The organism is Enterobacter cloacae complex sp. P27C, assembly GCF_014895705.1.
Classification (GTDB): domain Bacteria; phylum Pseudomonadota; class Gammaproteobacteria; order Enterobacterales; family Enterobacteriaceae; genus Enterobacter; species Enterobacter bugandensis.
On record NZ_JADBQB010000003.1, the window covers coordinates 323,752 to 344,297 of the forward strand.

A 20,546-nucleotide genomic window follows, 5' to 3' on the forward strand; every position below is an offset into this window, starting at 1 on the left:
TTTTTTACATCTCAATCTCAATATCGCCTTTTGCCCGGCAGCAGCAGGGCAAAATTTCCCCTTCACTGATAAAGGCCAGCGGTTCGGTCAGCCAGTCCACCTGGCCTGCGACCAGACGGCAGCGGCAGGAGCCGCAATAGCCTTCACGACACTGGTACTCTACCTCCACCTGATGCGCTTCAAGCGCCACCAGCAGGGAAGGGTGCTCTTCCTGGCACAGCACTTCGGTGCCAGAAAGGCTCAGCGTTACGCGCGTCATCAGAGCTGGAAGTCGCTCAGGTCGTCGGTGTTGACTTCAGAATCAATCTGACCGACCAGATAAGAGCTCACTTCCACTTCCTGCGGCGCAACCTGCACGTTATCGGATACCAGCCAGGTGTTGATCCACGGAATCGGGTTAGAGCGCGTCTGGAACGGCAGGTCCAGACCAACCGCCTGCATGCGGATGTTGGTGATGTACTCCACGTACTGGCACAGAATATCTTTGTTCAGGCCAATCATGGAGCCATCGCGGAACAGGTAGTCTGCCCACTCTTTCTCCTGCTGAGCCGCCAGCACGAACAGGTCGTAGCACTCCTGCTTGCACTCTTCAGCGATTTCCGCCATCTCCGGGTCGTCCGTACCGCTGCGCAGCAGGTTCAGCATGTGCTGGGTGCCGGTCAGGTGCAGGGCTTCGTCACGAGCGATCAGACGGATGATTTTGGCGTTGCCTTCCATCAGCTTGCGCTCGGCAAAGGCGAAGGAGCAGGCGAAGCTCACGTAGAAGCGGATCGCTTCCAGGGCGTTAACGCTCATCAGGCAGAGGTACAGCTGCTTTTTCAGCGCGCGCAGGTTCACGGTAACGGTTTTGCCGTTCACGCTGTGGGTGCCTTCGCCCAGCAGATGCCAGTAGCTGGTCATCTCGATCAGCTCGTCGTAGTAGTGCGCAATGCCTTCCGCGCGCTTCTGGATCTGCTCGTTAGTGACGATATCGTCAAACACCACCGCCGGATCGTTCACGATGTTGCGGATGATGTGGGTGTAAGAGCGGGAGTGGATCGTCTCAGAGAACGCCCAGGTTTCCACCCAGGTTTCCAGCTCAGGAATCGAGATCAGCGGCAACAGCGCCACGTTCGGGCTACGGCCCTGAATGGAGTCCAGCAGCGTCTGGTACTTCAGATTGCTGATGAAAATATGCTTTTCGTGATCCGGCAGCGACTGGTAATCAATACGGTCGCGGGAAACGTCAACTTCTTCCGGACGCCAGAAGAAGGAGAGTTGCTTTTCAATCAGCTTTTCGAAGATGTCATATTTTTGCTGATCGTAGCGTGCCACGTTGACCGGCTGGCCGAAGAACATTGGCTCTTTGAGCTGGTCGTTTTTCGTCTGTGAAAAGGTGGTATATGCCATGAGTGTGTCCTGTCTTACGAAATAAAGGCGGGGATATCCCCGCCCTTCATTAGATCTTACATGCGCCGCTTTCGCAGCCATCGTCCTGAATTGACGGTACCAGGTCGTCCTGCGCGTCTTCTGCACCGTCACGGGTGTTGTGATAGTACAGCGTTTTCACGCCAAATTTGTAGGCGGTCAGCAGGTCTTTCAACAGCTGCTGCATTGGTACCTTGCCGGACGGGAAGCGCGTCGGGTCGTAGTTAGTATTGGCAGAGATCGACTGGTCGATAAACTTCTGCATGATACCCACCAGCTGCAGGTAGCCGTCGTTGTTTGGCATCTCCCACAGCAGTTCGTAGTTGTTGCCCAGCGTTTCGTAATCCGGCACCACCTGACGCAGCACGCCGTCTTTCGACGCTTTAATGCTGACGTGGCCGCGCGGTGGCTCGATGCCGTTGGTGGCGTTGGAGATCTGCGAAGAGGTCTCGGACGGCATCAGGGCAGAGAGCGTGGAGTTACGCAGGCCGTGCGTTTTGATGGACTCGCGCAGGCCTTCCCAGTCCAGGTGCAGCGGCTCGCTGACGATCGCATCCAGGTCTTTCTTATAGGTGTCGATCGGCAGAATGCCTTTTGCATAGGTGGTTTCGTTGAACCACGGGCACGCGCCTTGCTCTTTCGCCAGCTCGTTAGAGGCTTTCATCAGGTAGTACTGAATCGCTTCGAACGTCTGGTGCGTCAGGTTGTTAGCGCTGCCGTCGGAGTAACGCTTGCCGTTTTTCGCCAGCCAGTAGGCGAAGTTGATCACGCCGATACCCAGGGTACGACGGCCCATTGCGCCGCGTTTAGCGGCCGGGATTGGGTAATCCTGGTAGTCCAGCAGGGCATCCAGCGCACGTACCGCCAGCACGGCCAGCTCTTCCAGCTCGTCCAGACTTTTAATCGCACCCAGGTTGAACGCGGAGAGCGTACACAGGGCGATTTCGCCGTTTTCGTCGTTCACGTCTTCCAGCGGTTTGGTTGGCAGGGCGATCTCCAGGCACAGGTTAGACTGGCGCACTGGCGCAACCGCCGGATCAAACGGGCTGTGGGTATTGCAGTGGTCAACGTTCTGGATGTAGATACGGCCGGTAGAGGCGCGCTCCTGCATCATCAGGGAGAACAGGTCTACCGCCTTCAGGCGCTGTTTACGGATGCTGTCGTCTTTTTCATATTTGGTGTACAGACGCTCGAACTCGTCCTGATCGGCGAAGAACGCGTCATACAGGCCCGGGACGTCGGACGGGCTGAACAGGGTGATGTCTTCCCCTTTCAGCAGACGGGTGTACATCAGCTTGTTGATCTGCACGCCGTAGTCCATGTGACGCACGCGGTTGCCTTCCACGCCGCGGTTGTTTTTCAGTACCAGCAGGCTTTCCACTTCCAGGTGCCACATTGGGTAGAACAGGGTCGCTGCGCCACCGCGCACGCCGCCCTGAGAGCAGGATTTTACCGCCGTCTGGAAGTGCTTATAGAACGGGATACAGCCGGTGTGGAACGCTTCACCGCCGCGAATCGGGCTGCCCAGCGCGCGGATGCGACCGGCGTTGATGCCGATACCGGCACGCTGGGAGACGTATTTCACGATGGCGCTGGAGGTGGCGTTGATGGAATCCAGGCTGTCACCACACTCGATCAGTACGCAGGAGCTGAACTGACGGGTAGGAGTGCGCACGCCAGACATGATCGGCGTTGGCAGAGAAATTTTGAACGTCGATACCGCATCGTAGAAACGCTTCACGTAGTCCAGACGGGTGTCGCGCGGATAGTTTGAGAACAGGCAGGCAGCCACCAGAATATAGAGGAACTGGGCGCTTTCGTAGATCTCACCGGTCACACGGTTCTGAACCAGGTATTTGCCTTCGAGCTGCTTCACCGCCGCGTAGGAGAAGTTCATGTCGCGCCAGTGATCGATAAACCCGTTCATCTGCTCGAACTCTTCTTCCGTATAGTCTTCCAGCAGATGCGTGTCGTATTTGCCCAGCTCAACCATTTTCACCACGTGATCGTAAAGCTTCGGCGGCTCGAACTGGCCGTAGGCTTTCTTACGCAGGTGGAAAATCGCCAGACGCGCAGCGAGGTACTGATAATCCGGTGCGTCGCGGGAGATCAGATCCGCCGCTGCTTTGATAATGGTTTCGTGGATATCAGACGTTTTGATGCCGTCGTAGAACTGAATGTGAGAACGCAGTTCAACCTGGGATATAGATACGTTATTCAGTCCTTCTGCTGCCCAGTCGAGAACTCGATGGATTTTGTCCAGATTGATACGCTCGGTAGTACCGTCGCGCTTTGTCACCAGCAGACTCTGATTCATGTGGGTTTTACCTGTCCGTGAAATAAAAAATATCCCCCGCTTATCCACAGATCCGTCTTGTGACTAACTCTGTGGATAAATACTACATATAGGGGGTTTGCGATAAGAAAAACGCTATATGGTGAGTATTCTAGTATCGAATCTTTTCAGCACAAGGGTTGATTTTGAGGTTAAATTGAGGTTGTGAAAGGGTAAAAAAGCGTAAGTCCTCGTACCGTAAGGCCTGGAAGAGATGTCAATAATTAAGAAAAAAAATTCAAAATTTGATCGAGTGCTGATTTCTTCAACGGGCGGTCAGAATTGCGCAACATGATGTCGCGCAATCTTTATAAGAATAACGAATGACGTTAGTCGTTTTTGGCGGTTGTGTGCAACATATAGTTAACATCTACGCCCGGTGCGAGTTTGAATTTATCCGTTAGCGGGTTGTAGTGCAGGCCCGTGATGTGCTGCTCCTTAAGCCACGTCTGGTCAACCCAGCCCAGCAGTTCAGCAGGCTTGATAAACTTCTTCACGTCGTGCGTCCCTTTCGGCACCATGCGCAGCACATATTCTGCGCCGACCACGGCCATCAGCCAGGCTTTACCGTTGCGGTTAATTGTCGAGAAGAAGACCTGGCCGCCCGGTTTCACCAGTTTTGCACAGGCGTTTACCACGGACTGCGGATCCGGAACGTGCTCCAGCATCTCCATGCAGGTCACCACATCATACTGGTGGGCATGTTTTGCCGCGTGCTCTTCCACGGTTTCCTGCACATATTCCACCTGTATACCGGACTCCAGCGCATGAAGACGGGCAACCTGTAGAGGCTCGAAGCCCATGTCCAGGCCGGTGACGGTGGCCCCTTCGCGCGCCATGCTCTCCGCCAGGATGCCGCCGCCGCAGCCGACGTCGAGCACTTTCTTACCGAACAGACCGCCGGAACGCTCCGCGATATAGCCCAGACGCAGCGGGTTAATGCGATGCAGCGGTTTGAACTCACCTTCGAGATCCCACCAGCGGGACGCCACCGCTTCAAATTTGGCAATCTCTTCGTGGTCAACGTTGTGTGCCACCGGGGATTTTTCGGCATTCATGGGCGCTTTTACTCCTTATTTAGCAAGACAAATGAGTATATCAGGCAATCCCTGTGAATAAAGCGTATAGGTTTACCTGTATCACCGCGGCTGTGTTATAATTTGCGACCTTTGAATCCGGGATACAGTAGAGGGATAGCGGTTAGATGAGCGACCTTGCGAGAGAAATTACACCGGTTAACATCGAGGAAGAGCTGAAAAGCTCCTATCTGGACTATGCGATGTCGGTCATTGTTGGCCGTGCGCTGCCGGACGTCCGCGATGGCCTGAAGCCGGTACACCGTCGCGTACTATACGCCATGAACGTATTGGGCAATGACTGGAATAAAGCCTACAAAAAATCTGCCCGTGTCGTTGGTGACGTAATCGGTAAATACCATCCCCATGGTGATTCCGCGGTGTACGACACCATTGTCCGTATGGCGCAGCCGTTCTCGCTGCGTTACATGCTGGTAGATGGTCAGGGTAACTTTGGTTCTATCGACGGCGACTCCGCCGCGGCAATGCGTTATACGGAAATCCGTCTGGCGAAGATTGCCCATGAGCTGATGGCCGACCTGGAAAAAGAGACGGTTGATTTCGTTGATAACTACGACGGCACGGAAAAAATTCCTGACGTTATGCCAACGAAGATCCCTAACCTGCTGGTGAACGGCTCGTCCGGTATTGCCGTGGGTATGGCGACCAACATTCCGCCGCACAACATCACGGAAGTGATCAACGGCTGCCTGGCCTATATCGACGATGAAGACATCAGCATTGAAGGGCTGATGGAACACATCCCGGGCCCGGACTTCCCGACGGCGGCGATCATCAACGGTCGTCGCGGCATTGAAGAAGCGTACCGCACCGGTCGCGGCAAGATTTACATCCGTGCCCGCGCCGAAGTAGAAGCGGACGCCAAAACCGGCCGTGAAACTATCATTGTTCACGAGATCCCGTATCAGGTGAACAAAGCGCGTCTGATTGAAAAAATCGCCGAGCTGGTAAAAGAGAAACGCGTTGAAGGCATCAGCGCGCTGCGTGACGAGTCTGACAAAGACGGTATGCGCATCGTGATTGAAATCAAGCGCGACGCGGTGGGTGAGGTTGTGCTGAACAACCTGTACTCCCAGACTCAGCTTCAGGTCTCCTTCGGTATCAACATGGTTGCGCTGCACCATGGTCAGCCGAAGATCATGAACCTGAAAGAGATCCTGAGCGCGTTCGTGCGTCACCGCCGCGAAGTGGTGACCCGTCGTACCATCTTCGAACTGCGCAAAGCGCGCGATCGTGCTCATATCCTTGAAGCGCTGGCGGTTGCGCTGGCGAACATCGACCCGATCATCGAGCTGATCCGTCGTGCGCCGACGCCGGCAGAAGCGAAAGCGTCGCTGGTTGCGCGTCCGTGGGATCTGGGCAACGTGGCGGCGATGCTGGAACGTGCGGGCGATGACGCCGCGCGTCCTGAGTGGCTCGAGCCTGAATTCGGCGTGCGTGACGGTCAGTACTACCTGACTGAACAGCAGGCCCAGGCGATTCTGGATCTGCGCCTGCAGAAGCTGACCGGCCTTGAGCATGAAAAACTGCTCGACGAGTACAAAGAGCTGCTGGAGCAAATTGCTGAGCTTCTGCACATCCTGGGTAGCGCCGAGCGCCTGATGGAAGTGATCCGCGAAGAGCTGGAGCTGGTCCGCGATCAGTTCGGCGACGAGCGCCGCACCGAAATCACCGCCAACAGCTCTGATATCAACATTGAAGATCTGATCAACCGCGAAGACGTGGTAGTGACCCTGTCTCACCAGGGCTACGTGAAGTATCAGCCTCTGACCGACTACGAAGCACAGCGTCGTGGCGGTAAAGGTAAATCTGCGGCACGTATTAAAGAAGAAGACTTCATTGACCGTCTGCTGGTGGCTAACACCCACGATACGATCCTCTGCTTCTCCAGCCGTGGCCGTCTGTACTGGATGAAGGTCTATCAGCTGCCGGAAGCGAGCCGTGGCGCGCGTGGACGTCCAATCGTCAACCTGTTGCCGCTGGAAGCGAACGAACGTATCACCGCCATCCTGCCGGTACGCGAGTACGAAGAGGGCGTGAACGTCTTTATGGCGACCGCCAGCGGTACCGTGAAGAAAACCGCGCTGACCGAGTTCAGCCGTCCGCGTTCTGCCGGTATTATTGCGGTGAATCTGAACGAAGGCGACGAGCTGATCGGTGTGGATCTGACCTCTGGTTCTGATGAAGTGATGCTGTTCTCTGCGGCTGGTAAAGTGGTGCGCTTCAAAGAGAACGCCGTGCGCGCAATGGGTCGTACGGCGACCGGCGTGCGCGGTATTAAGCTGGCGGGTGAAGACTCCGTTGTTTCCCTGATCGTTCCACGTGGCGAAGGCGCAATCCTGACTGTCACCCAGAATGGCTACGGTAAACGTACGGCGGAAAGCGAATACCCGACCAAGTCACGCGGCACGCAGGGCGTTATCTCCATCAAGGTAACCGAGCGCAACGGTTCTGTTGTGGGCGCGGTGCAGGTGGACGATGCCGACCAGATCATGATGATCACCGATGCCGGTACGCTGGTGCGTACGCGCGTATCCGAGATCAGCGTGGTGGGCCGTAACACCCAGGGCGTTATCCTCATCCGTACGGCGGAAGATGAAAACGTGGTCGGTCTGCAACGCGTTGCTGAGCCGGTGGACGACGAAGAGCTCGATTCCATCGACGGCAGCGTCGCGGAAGGTGATGATGAAATCGCACCGGAAGCAGAGAGCGACGACGACGCAGCGGATGACGCTGACGAGTAATCTCTTCTGACGCATAAAGGGCCGGATTCCGGCCCTTTTCTTTTGCAGATGCAGATACGTGAACGTTGCGACAAGCCGCGTTTACCGCTACCTTAACCACATTCTTTTGACCCCGACGGCGGAGCCTCGCCCCTTTGAAATACCTCGTCTCCTTTCGTACCACGCTGAAAGTTTCTCGCTATCTGTTCCGGGCGCTGGCGCTCCTGCTTTGGCTGCTGGTGGCCTTGCTGTCGGTGTTTTACATCGTCAATGCGCTGAACCAGAAAGAAGCGGAGATCCGCCAGGAGTTTAATTTAAGCTCCGATCAGGCCCAGCGCTACATTCAGCGAACGTCTGACGTGATGAAGGAGCTGAAGTATATTGCCGAAAATCGGCTGACGGCAGAAAACGGTATCCTTGCCCTGCGCGGGCGCAATGACAAAACCGAAGTGCCGGACTTCCAGCCGCTGTTCCCGGACTCTGATTGCTCCACCATGAGCAGCACCTGGCGCGGGTCGCTGGAATCTCTCGCCTGGTTTATGCGCTACTGGCGCGACAACTTCTCCGCCGCCTACGACCTTAACCGCGTATTCCTGATTGGCAGTGAAAACCTCTGCATGGCTGACTTTGGCCTGCGCGATGTGCCCGTCGAGCGCGATGATGCGCTGAAAAGCCTGCACGAGCGTATTGTGAAATATCGCAATGCGCCGCAGGACGAGCGCGGGAACAACATTTTCTGGATTAGCCAGGGGCCGCGCATGGGCGTGGGCTATTTCTACGCGCTGACGCCGGTCTACCTGGGCAATCGTCTGCAGGCGCTGCTGGGGATTGAGCAGACCATCCGCATGGAAAACTTCTTCACGCCGGGCAGCCTGCCGATGGGCGTGACCATTCTGGATGAAAACGGGCATCAGCTGATCTCACTCGCCGGGCCGGATAAAAGTTTGAACGTCGATCCGCACTGGATGCAGGAACGCTCATGGTTTGGCTACACCTCCGGCTTCCGCGAGCTGGTGCTGAAAAAAAGCCTGCCGCCATCGTCGCTGAGCATTGTTTACTCGCTGCCGGTGGATATGGTCCTTGAGCGGATACGCATTCTTATTATGAATGCGATCCTGCTGAACCTGCTGGTGGGTGGGGCGCTGTTTACGCTGGCGCGGATGTATGAGCGGAGAATCTTTATTCCCGCCGAAAGTGACGCCCAGCGTCTGGAGGAGCACGAGCAGTTCAACCGCAAGATTGTCGCTTCGGCTCCGGTGGGGATCTGCATTCTTCGTACCCAGGACGGGACCAACATCCTGAGTAACGAGCTGGCGCACAACTACCTGAACATGCTGACGCACGAGGACCGGCAAAGGCTGACGCAAATCATCTGCGGCCAGCAGGTGAATTTTGTCGACGTGCTCACCAGCACCCACACTAACCTGCAGATCAGCTTTGTACATTCCCGCTATCGCAATGAAAACGTAGCGATTTGCGTGCTGGTGGATGTCTCCGCGCGCGTGAAGATGGAAGAGTCGCTGCAGGAGATGGCGCAGGCCGCGGAGCAGGCCAGCCAGTCGAAATCCATGTTCCTGGCTACCGTCAGTCACGAGCTACGTACACCGCTGTACGGGATTATCGGTAACCTCGATCTGCTGCAGACGAAGGAATTGCCGAAAGGCGTCGACCGGCTGGTAACGGCGATGAACAACTCCTCCAGCCTGCTGCTGAAGATCATCAGCGATATTCTCGACTTCTCTAAAATTGAGTCTGAGCAGCTGAAAATTGAGCCGCGTGAGTTTTCGCCGCGTGAGGTCATGAACCACATCAGCGCCAACTATCTGCCGCTGGTGGTGCGTAAACAGCTGGGGCTCTACTGCTTCATTGAACCGGACGTGCCGCTGACGCTGCACGGCGACCCGATGCGCCTGCAACAGGTCATCTCTAACCTGCTCAGCAATGCCATCAAATTCACCGATATCGGCTGCATTGTGCTACACGTCTGCCGGGCGGGAGATTACCTCAGCATCCGCGTGCGCGACACGGGGGTGGGCATACCGGCCAAGGAGGTGGTGCGTCTGTTCGACCCGTTCTTCCAGGTCGGCACCGGCGTGCAGCGTAACTTCCAGGGCACCGGTCTGGGGCTGGCGATTTGCGAGAAGCTCGTCAGCATGATGGACGGCGACATTTCCGTGGATACCGAGCCCGGCATGGGCAGCCAGTTCACGATCCGCATTCCGCTCTATTCCGCGCAGTATCCGGCAAAAGCCACGGTTGACGGGCTGAACGATAAGCGCTGCTGGCTGGCGGTCAATAATGCCTCTCTGAATGACTATCTGACGGCGCTGCTCGCCCATAGCGGCGTGAGGGTCTGCCGCTATGAAGGCCAGACGCCGGACGTGGACGATGTGCTCATCGCCGACGAGATGCCGGAACAGCCGTGGCAGGGGAGAGGAACGGTGCTCTTCTGCCGTCGCCACATTGGCATACCGGTTGAACGTGCGCCGGGGGAATGGGTGCACAGCGTCGCAACGCCGCATGAGCTGTTGAGCCTGCTGGCCCGTATCTATAAAGTTGAGCTGGAAGAGAACGACGGTGCAGTCGCGCTGCCGTCACCGGAAGGTCTGGCGTCAGTGAATGACGATATGATGATTCTGGTGGTGGATGACCATCCGATTAACCGCCGCCTGCTGGCTGACCAGCTCGGATCGCTGGGCTATCAGTGCAAAACCGCCAATGACGGCGTGGATGCGCTGAATGTGCTGAGTAAAAATCATATTGATATCGTGCTGAGCGACGTCAACATGCCTAACATGGACGGCTACCGGCTGACGCAGCGCATCCGACAGCTTGGCCTGACGCTGCCGGTCGTGGGCGTAACGGCGAACGCGCTGGCGGAAGAGAAACAGCGCTGTCTGGAGTCAGGCATGGACAGCTGCCTGTCGAAACCGGTGACGCTGGACGTGCTCAAACAAACGCTGTCTGTTTATGCGGATCGCGTGAGAAAAACCAGAATATAAAAAAGGCCCGTAAGGGCCTTTTTTATTTGCCCGGCGGCGCTGCGCTTGCGAGTGCCTACGGGTTCTGTAGGCCGGGTAAGCGTGAGCGCCATCCGGCATTTACAGTGGGGGATCAATCCTTATCCGATGCGCTCAGCGTAACGGAGGAGAGATAGTTCAGCAGGGCAATATCGTTGTCCACGCCCAGCTTCATCATTGCTGATTTTTTCTGGCTGCTGATGGTTTTAATGCTGCGGTTCAGCTTCTTGGCAATCTCGGTCACCAGGAAACCTTCGGCGAACAGGCGCAGAACTTCGCTCTCTTTCGGCGACAGGCGTTTGTCACCGTAGCCACCCGCGCTGATTTTTTCCAGCAGACGAGAGACGCTCTCAGGCGTGAACTTCTTGCCTTTCTGCAGCGCAGCCAGCGCTTTTGGCAGATCGGTCGGGGCGCCTTGCTTCAGCACAATCCCTTCGATATCCAGATCCAGCACGGCGCTCAGGATCGCCGGGTTGTTGTTCATGGTCAGAACAATAATCGAGATGTCCGGGAAGTGACGTTTAATATATTTGATGAGCGTGATCCCATCACCGTATTTGTCTCCAGGCATAGAGAGATCGGTAATGAGCACGTGCGCATCAAGCTTTGGGAGGTTATTGATCAGTGCTGTAGAGTCTTCAAATTCACCGACTACATTCACCCACTCGATCTGTTCAAGTGATTTGCGAATACCGAACAGTACAATCGGATGGTCATCGGCAATAATTACGTTCATATTGTTCATGTATAAGGCTACCTTGCTACAGCAAGCTTTTGACGTAGGCGTCAATGTCGCTGATGTATTTTTCAATGCCAGAGGCATCTTTCTCACGAATTAGATGTTCCAGCGTTTCACATAACTGCTTGCCGGGAACCAGATTAAGCATGGCAAACACCCCTTTAAGCCGGTGTGCTGTCTGTGCCAGCGCTGCAAAATCATTCGCAGCGGACTCAGTATACAACCGCTTCACATCATCTGGTACTGTATCAACAAAGAGGGAATAGTATCCGCTGGCGTGAAGCTCGGCATTTTCATTACCGCCTAACGGGGATTCCGTTATCTCTTCCTGCGCCAGCTGCTCTTCTATTAGTTGTAGTACAGCTTCCTGCATCGCATTGCTTATATTAAAGTTGACGCGCAGCTGGCCAGGGCCGATTTTCCGCACGCGTGACTCATCATCGCTTAAAAGCAAGCCCGAGGCAGTAAGATTAGACGGATTATCAGTTAAAAACAGATCAAATTCTTGACTTGCCAGCCTTTCATCCGGCGTGATGCAGGCCGCGCCCCAGTTTTCGAGCTGACGAACCACAATATTGCGGATCTCGTTTGAGGTCACATCCACCATCACCACGACGTCATCCAGCAGGCGTTCTTCATCTTCTTCCTGCGGATTGGCGGCCATTTTCACGTGGAGAGAGTAACGGGTGCCGAGCGATTCACGGGCCTTGATATTCAGATGGCCGCCGAGCTTACGCGCCAGCTGATCGCACAGCCAGAAGGTCAGGGCGTTAGCCTTGCCGTAATGATCGCTTTGCGTGTCATTCAGGAACGGGAAGTGCAGATTATCAATTTCACTCGCCGTCACGCCTTCCCCGGTGTCCAGAATGCGGAACGTCAGGCGATCTTCCGCCGACTCGTCGGTGCTCACTTCAAGGGTGATCTTGCCGATCTGCGTGGTGGTCACGGCGTACTGAATAATCATCAGCAGAATACGACGCAGCGCCTCGCGGTCGCCGTGACGTTCGTCATTGGCGGCTAAATGGTTGTTGATTAGCAGCTGCAGCCCTTTGCGCTTAATTACGGGCAGGACTTCGGGAACCACTTCATCGATCAGATCCTGAATGGAGAAGAGAGAAGGGGTGCCTTTCCAGAAATCATTCTCCAGCATGTTTGCCAGCTGGATCTCATCCACCATGCGGACCAGCGAGTCGGCCTGGCAGGCGAGCTGGTGGCTTTCAGACGTGTTTAACGCCGCCGCCTGGGTCGCCAGCGTTTTTAACGGCTGCTTGAAGGCATCGCCAATATTCTGCATGAATGCCGCGCGCCCCTGCTGGTTCTTCTCATACAGCCTTTGCGCCTGCTTGAGCTTTTTATTCACCAGCACTTCGCGATCCTGATCGCGAATGATGAAGATTTGCGTACGCGGTGCCACCTGGCTGCGGAACTGACGGATCTCGTACAGTTCATTGTTAATGGTGGCCTGAATAACCCCCTGGTGCTGATCCGCCATAGTGGTGATGTTTTGCAGGTTAAGGTGCGGCAGCAGATGGTCAGCAATTTTATTGCTCATCACCGTGCGATTCGCTTCCTGATCGTGAACTAACACCCCTAGCGGTAGCACGGAGACAATCTCTTCATTGAGCGCGCGCAATACGCGCAGCTCGTTGGTGTTGCCTGCGGAGACCGCAGACGCGTCGCTCTGGCGTCCCGGCTGGAAGCGGAATGTGCTGTAGCCAAACAGGGCCAGCGCCAGCAGACCAATATTCAGCAGCAGCGGCAGCAGAATATTTTGCAGGGTATCAAGCAGTAGCGTGCCGAACGGTACCTGCCACACCAGACGCATGCCGGTTGAGTTCAGCGACGAGGCAATTTCAATTTTCGAGCCGTTAAAGGAGATGGTGACGCTCTCTGCGGCCTCTTTGTCGGACGCCGCACGCATGTTCTGGGTGCTGCTGTCCGGCTCCAGACGGAAGCTGTCGAGCGGCATATCCGGCGGGATCAAATCATTAATGGGTAAATCGAAGGCCACGACCGTCGCCAGATGGCCCGGCTGGTTAAAGGTGGTACGCAGGGTAAAATAGTGACCATTCTGCCAGGCCAATCGGCGCAGCGATGAGAAGCTCTCACGTTCATCAAGGGCGTTGGCCTGCTGCAGCATTTCTGCCCGGCGGGAGTCGACAATGCTGCCGACCGTCGTCTCTTTAAATCCGGAAGAGAGATCTTTCAACGGCAGCGTCGAGATCAGGATCATGCTGTTGTCCTGACCGTTCAGATAGTACATCGACCACGGCACCGTTTCGGCGCCCCAGAGGGTATCCAGGTAGGTCGAAATACGCTGCGTCATCTCAAGGGTCGCGCTGTCGTGAGAGCCAAAGATAAGCGCTTCAGTCTTACGCTGCGGTTTTTCGAGATAGTAGACATCCTGCTTCAGCCGCGTCTCCTGAAGTCCATCTCCGGATGAGCTGGCAGGCGCTGCCGCAATGTTGTCATAAATCTGCCAGGTGGCGTAGCGCCAGGTATCAATGCGCTTGTGTACGGCGTGGGTAATATCCACCACCTGATAGCTCTTATCCTTCAGCCAGGCGTTAACCGCGCTCTGCACCATCACGCCCATTGTGACTAACAGCACCACGATCAAAAGAAGAAAGAAACGGGTGATGCTCCCGGGCAGAAGGGAGAATTTGCTTTGGGCGGTAGTTTCAGTCTGACTCATTGATATCTTTAACCCGTGATGGTCGTGCTCTGTGGCGATAGGGCAGTATAAAGGGTAATAACTGAATTTCCAGCGCCACTGTCCTTGAACAAGCGACTTTTTCGATGGCCCGTGCGAGAGAGGAAGTACGTCTTAAATGTGTACAAGAGCATAATGCATGTACAAATAAAAAATGCATTTCGTCAGAAAATAGCACGAATTAACAAGAAATTAAGTTTTGAGCGAATTTTTCCGTTATGTACAGGGGCGAGCGTGAATTTAGTTAATAGTCGTTACAATTACGCGGCGGTAGCACAAAAAAGGAAAAGTTACGTAAAGAAGGGTAAAAAAAAACCGAATGCGACGCATCCGGTTGAATTAGGGATAAACAGACATTCAAAGCTGAATGACGGTAATAAATAAAGTTAATGATGATAGCGAGAGTTATTTTAGAGACTGGAGTCGATCTTGTTTTGTCATTCAGTGCGGTAACGTTTTTTATTTTAACTCTTTGATATGTATTGGGTCATTTTTCGTTTTGATTATAAGTGCTAAATTTATAAGCTTTTTGTGCTTTGTAAAAGTTCCTTCTCATTTACATTTTGAAACATGTTGATGGATAAATGAAACATCTTCAAAGTTTTCGTATCATATTCGCATTGGATTATTCTGTAATTTTGCGGAGAATGAATTTGCCGACTGGTTAATGAGGGTTAACCAGTAAGCAGTGGCAATTATAAGGCATATAACAGAGGGTTAATAAAATGAAAGTTAAAGTACTGTCCCTCCTGGTACCAGCACTGCTGGTAGCAGGCGCAGCAAATGCGGCCGAAATTTATAATAAAGATGGCAACAAATTAGATCTGTACGGCAAAGTTGATGGTCTGCACTATTTCTCTGACGACAAGAGTGCTGACGGCGACCAGACCTACATGCGTCTTGGCTTCAAAGGCGAAACTCAGGTTAACGATCAGCTGACCGGTTACGGCCAGTGGGAATACCAGATCCAGGGCAACACGACTGAAAGCGACAACCAGTCCTGGACACGTGTGGCGTTTGCTGGTCTGAAATTCGCTGAAGCGGGCTCTTTCGATTACGGTCGTAACTACGGCGTGATCTACGACGTAACTTCCTGGACTGACGTTCTGCCAGAATTTGGCGGCGATACCTACGGCTCAGACAACTTCCTGCAGTCTCGTGCTAACGGCGTGGCGACCTATCGTAACCAGGACTTCTTTGGTCTGGTGGATGGCCTGAACTTTGCGCTGCAGTATCAGGGTAAAAACGGTAGCGTAAGCGGTGAAAACGTCGGTGGACGCAGCCTGCTGAAACAGAACGGCGACGGCTACGGTGCATCCGTAACCTATAACCTGGGCGAAGGCTTCAGCGTGGGTGGTGCGATGTCGTCCTCCAAACGTACCGCTGACCAGAACGCACCGGGCGTTTATGGTAACGGCGATCACGCAGAAGTCTATTCTGGCGGCCTGAAATATGATGCCAACAACATCTACCTGGCTGCGCAGTACTCTCAGACCTACAACGCAACCCGCTTCGGTACCTCTAACGGCAGCAGCCCGACTACCGCTTACGGTTTTGCTAACAAAGCGCAGAACTTCGAAGTAGTTGCTCAGTACCAGTTCGATTTCGGCCTGCGTCCATCCGTGGCTTACCTGCAGTCCAAAGGCAAAGACATCGAAGGTTACGGCGATCAGGATCTGCTGAAATATGTTGATGTGGGTGCGACTTACTACTTCAACAAAAACATGTCCACCTACGTGGATTACAAAATCAACCTGGTTGATGAAAATGAGTTCACCCGTCAGGCTGGTATCGGCACTGATGATATCGTCGCGCTGGGTCTGGTTTACCAGTTCTAATCGCGTCATCGTGTGACTAAGGGGCCTGAAGGCCCCTTTTTTGTGCTTTTTTTTGGCCTCACAATGCAACCGTTTTGGTGTACTCTTGCCGCCCTGGCATGAGGATAATAATGAATGGACATGACTTTTTTACGCGCCAGCTTTCTGGCTATGCTTTTTTTCCTGACCGCGTGTGACGATTCCGCGCCCGTGGCGAAAACCGATGCACCCGCCGCGACGGTGCTCGAAGGCAAAACGATGGGCACCTTCTGGCGCGTCAGCGTGATGGGCCTGGATAAAACGCGCGCTGATGAACTTCGCGGTAAAATCCAGTCTCAGCTGGACGCCGACGACCAGCTGCTCTCAACCTATAAAAATGACTCGGCGCTGATGCGCTTTAATCTTTCCACCAGTACCTCCCTGTGGCCGGTGAGCGAAGCGATGGCTGATATCGTCACCGAATCAATGCGCGTGGGATATAAAACCAACGGCGCGATGGATGTCACCGTCGGGCCTCTGGTCAATCTCTGGGGATTTGGCCCGAACAAACAGCCGGATACCACACCCGATCAGGCGGCCATTGATGATGCCCGCGCCCGGACAGGGCTAAAGCATCTGACGGTGATCAACCAGTACGGCCAGCAGTATCTGCAGAAAGATATCCCCGATCTGTTTGTCGATCTGTCGACGGTAGGTGAAGGTTACGCGGCGGATCACCTTGCCGCGCTGATGACGCAGGAAGGGATATCGCGCTACCTGGTCTCCGTGGGCGGCGCGTTAGTCAGCCGGGGCATGAACGCCAGCGGTAAACCGTGGCGCGTGGCGATTCAAAAACCGACCGATCGCCAAAACGCCGTACAGGCCATTGTGGATATTAACGGGCACGGCATCAGCACTTCCGGGAGCTACCGTAACTATTACGAGCTCGACGGGAAGCGTATTTCGCACGTGATCGATCCGCTGACCGGACGTCCCATCACGCATAACCTGGTCTCGGTGACCGTGATTGCGCCGACTGCGCTGGAAGCCGACGCCTGGGATACCGGATTAATGGTTCTCGGTCCGGAAAAAGCCAAAGAGGTGGTTCGTCAGGAAGGGCTGGCGGTTTATATGATCACTAAAGAGGGCGACGGGTTCAAAACCTGGAGCTCGCCGCAGTTCAACAGCTTCCTGGTGAGCGACAAAAATTAAAAAGCAAGGTTGCGGGTTTTTTATCACTGGCACTCGGGCACGCTAAAGGTATGCTTGTAAGAGGAGCTGATGATGAAAAATCCAACCTATATGAATGATGAGGATCGCTGGCAGGCCGTTCTGGCTCGCGATCCGCGCGCTGACGATCGGTTTGTCTTTGCCGTGCAGACGACGGGGATTTTCTGCCGCCCGTCATGCCGCGCCCGTCACGCGCTGCGTAAAAACGTCTGCTTTTATCCCGATGTCCAGCATGCCGTTCAGGCAGGGTTTCGCCCGTGCAAGCGCTGCATGCCGGACAAACGCGATCCGAATCAGCAAAAGCTGGCGAAAGTGGAGCACGCCTGTCGCCTTCTGGAGCAGGATCCCGCGCTGACGCTTGAAGGTCTGGCGCAGCAGGTCGCCATGAGTCCTTTCCATTTCCATCGGCTGTTTAAGTCCGTCACCGGGATGACCCCAAAATCCTGGCAGCAGGCGGCGCGGGGGCAGCGTCTGCGCGCGGCGCTTGCGCAGGGAAACAAAATTACCGATGCCGTGCTGGCGGCAGGGTTTCCCGACAGCAGCAGCTATTACCGCAAAGCTAACGATGCGCTGGGCATGACGGCGAAGCAGTACCGCAAAGGCGAGGTGGCGGTGCGTTACGCCATCGGCGACTGTTCGCTGGGACGCTGCCTGGTTGCGGAAAGCGAGCGGGGGATTTGCGCGATACTGCTGGGCGACAACGATACCAAACTGGCAGAAGAATTTGCGACGCTGTTTCCAAACGCGGAGCCTGCCCCGCAGGAAGATGCCTTTGCCCAGCGTATCAGACAGGTCATTGCCAGTATTGATAACCACGCGGTGCCGCTGGCGCTGCCGCTGGATATACGCGGCACCGCGTTCCAGCAGCGGGTCTGGCAGGCCCTTCGTGACATCCCCTGCGGGGAAACGGCCAGCTATCAGCAGGTGGCGAAGGCGATTGGCCAGCCCAACGCGGTGCGTGCCGTCGCGGGTGCCTGTGCGGCAAACAGGCTGGCGATTGTGATCCCCTGTCACCGCGTGGTCCGCACCGACGGCGCGCTGTCGGGCTATCGCTGGGGGGCGGCGCGAAAAGCGCTATTACTGAAACGTGAGGCGAAACGCCGGGAGGGATAATGCTCGATCTTTTTGCGGATGCTGAACCGTGGCAGGAGCCGCTTGCGCCCGGGGCAGCGATCCTGCGCCGCTTTGCACTCTCCCGTGCGGCGGCATTGCTTGCCGGTATTGAAGAAGTCACGGCGGTTTCACCGTTTCGCCATATGGTGACGCCGGGCGGCTACACCATGTCGGTGGCCATGGCCAACTGCGGCGAACTGGGGTGGGCGACGAACGAACGTGGGTATGTGTATGCCCCGAACGATCCCACGACCGGCCGGCCGTGGCCTCCCATGCCTGCGGTGTTTCAGGCGCTTTGTCACGAGGCTGCCGTTGCAGCAGATTACCCTGACTTCCGGCCGGATGCCTGCCTGATTAACCGCTACGCCATCGGCGCGAAGCTCTCCCTGCATCAGGACAAAGATGAGCCCGATCTGCGCGCGCCCATCGTCTCGGTATCGTTGGGTCTGCCCGCCGTCTTCCAGTTTGGCGGATTGCGCCGCAACGATCCGCTCAGGCGCATTATGCTGGAGCACGGCGACGTGGTGGTGTGGGGCAGGGAGTCACGGCTGTACTATCACGGCATTCAGCCCCTGAAGCCCTGGGTTCATCCCCTCACTGGCGAGTACCGCTATAATCTGACTTTCCGTCAGGCGGGATTGAACAAACAAAAATAAGAATTATTCTTGATGTCCGCTCAGGGCAGTTTACACTGCTGGCTGATTTTTATTGTCCGGATTGCCTGCATGCAACTACTTCTTCTTGTCTGGCGTCAGTACCGCTGGCCCTTCATTGCCGTAATGGCCTTAAGCCTTGCCAGCGCGGCGCTGGGTATTGGCCTGATCGCGTTTATAAACGTGCGGCTGATCGAAATGGTCGATACCTCACTCTCGGTTCTGCCGGAGTTTCTCGGCCTGCTGCTGCTGTTGATGGCGGTTACGCTCGGCTCTCAGCTGGCGCTGACCGCGCTTGGTCACCATTTCGTTTTCCGCCTGCGCAGCGAGTTCATCAAGCGGATCCTCGACACGCAGGTTGAGCGCGTGGAGCAGCTCGGCAGCGCCTCCCTGCTGGCGGGGCTGACCAGCGACGTGCGCGCGATTACCATCGCGTTTGTCCGCCTGCCGGAGCTGGTGCAGGGGATCATCCTGACCTTTGGCTCGGCGGCCTATCTCGCCTGGCTTTCGACCAAAATGCTGGCGGTGACCGCGGTGTGGATTGCCATCACCATCTGGGGCGGTTTCATGCTGGTGTCGCGCGTCTATAAACACATGGCGGTTCTGCGCGAAACGGAAGATAAGCTCTATAACGATTACCAGACGGTGCTGGAAGGGCGCAAAGAGCTGACCCTCAACCGCGAGCGTGCCGAGCATATCTTCAATAACCTCTATATCCCGGACGCACGCGAATACCGGCACCACATTATTCGCGCCGATACCTTCCACCTGAGCGCGGTGAACTGGTCCAACATTATGATGCTGGGCGCCATTGGCCTGGTATTCTGGATGGCGAACAGCCTGGGCTGGGCGGACACCAACGTGGCGGCGACCTACTCGCTGACCCTGCTGTTCCTGCGTACGCCGCTGCTCTCGGCCGTCGGCGCATTGCCCACCTTGCTAAGCGCACAGGTGGCGTTTAACAAGCTTAAGAAGTTCGATCTGGCGCCATTTAAGGCTGAATTCCCGCGCCCGCAGGCCTTCCCGAACTGGCAGACCCTGGAGCTGCGCGACGTGACGTTCCGCTATCAGGACAACGCCTTCTCCGTAGGACCGGTCAACCTGACGATTCACCGCGGCGAACTGCTGTTCCTCATCGGCGGCAACGGTAGCGGAAAATCCACGCTGGCGATGTTGCTCACCGGACTTTACCAGCCGCAGTCGGGCGAGATCCTGCTGGACGGTAAGGCGCTGAGCGCGGAGAAACCCGAGGATTACCGCAAGCTTTTCTCAGCGGTATTCACCGATGTCTGGCTGTTTGACCAGCTGCTGGGGCCGGAAGGGCAGCAGGCCAATCCGGCTCTGGTTGAGAAATGGCTTGCGCAGCTGCAGATGTCGCACAAGCTGGAGCTCCAGGACGGCAAAATCCTGAACCTCAAGCTCTCTAAGGGTCAGAAGAAGCGCGTGGCGCTGCTGCTGGCGCTGGCGGAAGAGCGTGACATCATCCTGCTGGATGAATGGGCGGCGGATCAGGACCCGCACTTCCGTCGCGAGTTTTATCAGGTGCTGCTGCCGCTGATGCAGGAGATGGGCAAGACCATTTTCGCCATCAGCCACGACGATCATTACTTCATTCACGCCGACCGTCTGCTGGAGATGCGCGACGGCAGGCTGAGCGAGCTGACCGGCGACGAGCGCGATGCGGCGTCGCGTGACGCGGTGGCGCGCACGGCCTGATGCC

13 protein-coding genes are annotated in these 20,546 nt (G+C 55.7%); 7 read left to right on the forward strand and 6 right to left on the reverse strand.

Annotated elements, in window-relative coordinates:
* Window positions 1–4 precede the first annotated feature (4 nt).
* The 4 genes from yfaE to ubiG form a co-directional block, all read right to left on the reverse strand.
* Complete coding sequence (yfaE, locus tag IM291_RS07725; RefSeq protein WP_010433414.1) at window positions 5–259, reverse strand: class I ribonucleotide reductase maintenance protein YfaE; 255 nt, start codon at window positions 257–259, stop codon at window positions 5–7.
* Window positions 259–1,389 (reverse strand): class Ia ribonucleoside-diphosphate reductase subunit beta, encoded by a 1,131-nt coding sequence (nrdB, locus tag IM291_RS07730; RefSeq protein ID WP_041908962.1) that lies wholly within the window; start codon window positions 1,387–1,389, stop codon window positions 259–261. The genes yfaE and nrdB overlap by 1 nt, the downstream gene beginning before the upstream one ends.
* A gap of 49 nt (window positions 1,390–1,438) precedes the next feature.
* Window positions 1,439–3,724 (reverse strand): class 1a ribonucleoside-diphosphate reductase subunit alpha, encoded by a 2,286-nt coding sequence (nrdA, locus tag IM291_RS07735; protein ID WP_028013905.1) that lies wholly within the window; start codon window positions 3,722–3,724, stop codon window positions 1,439–1,441.
* 347 nt (window positions 3,725–4,071) lie between these two features.
* Window positions 4,072–4,800 (reverse strand): bifunctional 2-polyprenyl-6-hydroxyphenol methylase/3-demethylubiquinol 3-O-methyltransferase UbiG, encoded by a 729-nt coding sequence (gene ubiG / locus IM291_RS07740; protein WP_020690665.1) that lies wholly within the window; start codon window positions 4,798–4,800, stop codon window positions 4,072–4,074.
* Between the two features lie 146 nt (window positions 4,801–4,946).
* On the opposite strand from ubiG, the gene gyrA reads away from it, so the two are divergent.
* Window positions 4,947–7,583 (forward strand): DNA topoisomerase (ATP-hydrolyzing) subunit A, encoded by a 2,637-nt coding sequence (gyrA, locus tag IM291_RS07745; RefSeq protein WP_028013903.1) that lies wholly within the window; start codon window positions 4,947–4,949, stop codon window positions 7,581–7,583.
* 134 nt (window positions 7,584–7,717) lie between these two features.
* Entirely contained in the window at window positions 7,718–10,564 is a 2,847-nt protein-coding gene (gene rcsC, locus IM291_RS07750) for a two-component system sensor histidine kinase RcsC (protein ID WP_047367976.1), read from the forward strand.
* A 112-nt stretch (window positions 10,565–10,676) separates the two neighbouring features.
* Here the strand turns inward: rcsC and rcsB are convergent, their stop codons facing one another.
* Complete coding sequence (rcsB, locus tag IM291_RS07755; protein ID WP_006176468.1) at window positions 10,677–11,327, reverse strand: response regulator transcription factor RcsB; 651 nt, start codon at window positions 11,325–11,327, stop codon at window positions 10,677–10,679.
* A gap of 16 nt (window positions 11,328–11,343) precedes the next feature.
* Window positions 11,344–14,016 (reverse strand): phosphotransferase RcsD, encoded by a 2,673-nt coding sequence (gene rcsD / locus IM291_RS07760; protein WP_192986505.1) that lies wholly within the window; start codon window positions 14,014–14,016, stop codon window positions 11,344–11,346.
* Window positions 14,017–14,759: 743 nt separating this feature from the next.
* Here rcsD and IM291_RS07765 point away from each other — a divergent pair.
* The 5 genes from IM291_RS07765 to IM291_RS07785 all read left to right on the forward strand — a co-directional run bounded on the left by IM291_RS07765 (window position 14,760) and on the right by IM291_RS07785 (window position 20,542).
* Entirely contained in the window at window positions 14,760–15,872 is a 1,113-nt protein-coding gene (locus IM291_RS07765; RefSeq protein ID WP_028013899.1) for a porin OmpC, read from the forward strand.
* A 114-nt stretch (window positions 15,873–15,986) separates the two neighbouring features.
* Window positions 15,987–17,042 carry an FAD:protein FMN transferase ApbE gene (apbE, locus tag IM291_RS07770; RefSeq protein WP_045629880.1) on the forward strand — a complete coding sequence of 352 codons (1,056 nt, stop codon included), beginning with the start codon at window positions 15,987–15,989 and terminating at the stop codon, window positions 17,040–17,042.
* 72 nt (window positions 17,043–17,114) lie between these two features.
* On the forward strand, window positions 17,115–18,173 hold the full coding sequence (gene ada / locus IM291_RS07775; RefSeq protein WP_192986638.1) for a bifunctional DNA-binding transcriptional regulator/O6-methylguanine-DNA methyltransferase Ada: 1,059 nt from the start codon (window positions 17,115–17,117) through the stop codon (window positions 18,171–18,173).
* A complete protein-coding gene (alkB, locus tag IM291_RS07780) occupies window positions 18,173–18,829 on the forward strand; it encodes a DNA oxidative demethylase AlkB (RefSeq protein ID WP_192986507.1) in 657 nt (218 codons plus the stop codon). The genes ada and alkB overlap by 1 nt, the downstream gene beginning before the upstream one ends.
* Window positions 18,830–18,898: 69 nt before the next feature.
* Window positions 18,899–20,542 carry a multidrug ABC transporter permease/ATP-binding protein gene (locus tag IM291_RS07785; RefSeq protein ID WP_192971277.1) on the forward strand — a complete coding sequence of 548 codons (1,644 nt, stop codon included), beginning with the start codon at window positions 18,899–18,901 and terminating at the stop codon, window positions 20,540–20,542.
* Window positions 20,543–20,546: the final 4 nt, after the last annotated feature.

Bases quoted from the DNA above. Each gene is read 5' to 3' on its own strand.
- nrdB (WP_041908962.1), bottom strand. From the start codon at position 1,389: ATGGCATATACCACCTTTTCACAGACGAAAAACGACCAGCTCAAAGAG.
- ada (WP_192986638.1), top strand. From the start codon at position 17,115: ATGAAAAATCCAACCTATATGAATGATGAGGATCGCTGGCAGGCCGTT.
- apbE (WP_045629880.1), top strand. From the start codon at position 15,987: ATGGACATGACTTTTTTACGCGCCAGCTTTCTGGCTATGCTTTTTTTC.
- ubiG (WP_020690665.1), bottom strand. From the start codon at position 4,800: ATGAATGCCGAAAAATCCCCGGTGGCACACAACGTTGACCACGAAGAG.
- alkB (WP_192986507.1), top strand. From the start codon at position 18,173: ATGCTCGATCTTTTTGCGGATGCTGAACCGTGGCAGGAGCCGCTTGCG.
- rcsD (WP_192986505.1), bottom strand. From the start codon at position 14,016: ATGAGTCAGACTGAAACTACCGCCCAAAGCAAATTCTCCCTTCTGCCC.
- IM291_RS07765 (WP_028013899.1), top strand. From the start codon at position 14,760: ATGAAAGTTAAAGTACTGTCCCTCCTGGTACCAGCACTGCTGGTAGCA.
- yfaE (WP_010433414.1), bottom strand. From the start codon at position 259: ATGACGCGCGTAACGCTGAGCCTTTCTGGCACCGAAGTGCTGTGCCAG.
- nrdA (WP_028013905.1), bottom strand. From the start codon at position 3,724: ATGAATCAGAGTCTGCTGGTGACAAAGCGCGACGGTACTACCGAGCGT.
- rcsB (WP_006176468.1), bottom strand. From the start codon at position 11,327: ATGAACAATATGAACGTAATTATTGCCGATGACCATCCGATTGTACTG.
- gyrA (WP_028013903.1), top strand. From the start codon at position 4,947: ATGAGCGACCTTGCGAGAGAAATTACACCGGTTAACATCGAGGAAGAG.
- IM291_RS07785 (WP_192971277.1), top strand. From the start codon at position 18,899: ATGCAACTACTTCTTCTTGTCTGGCGTCAGTACCGCTGGCCCTTCATT.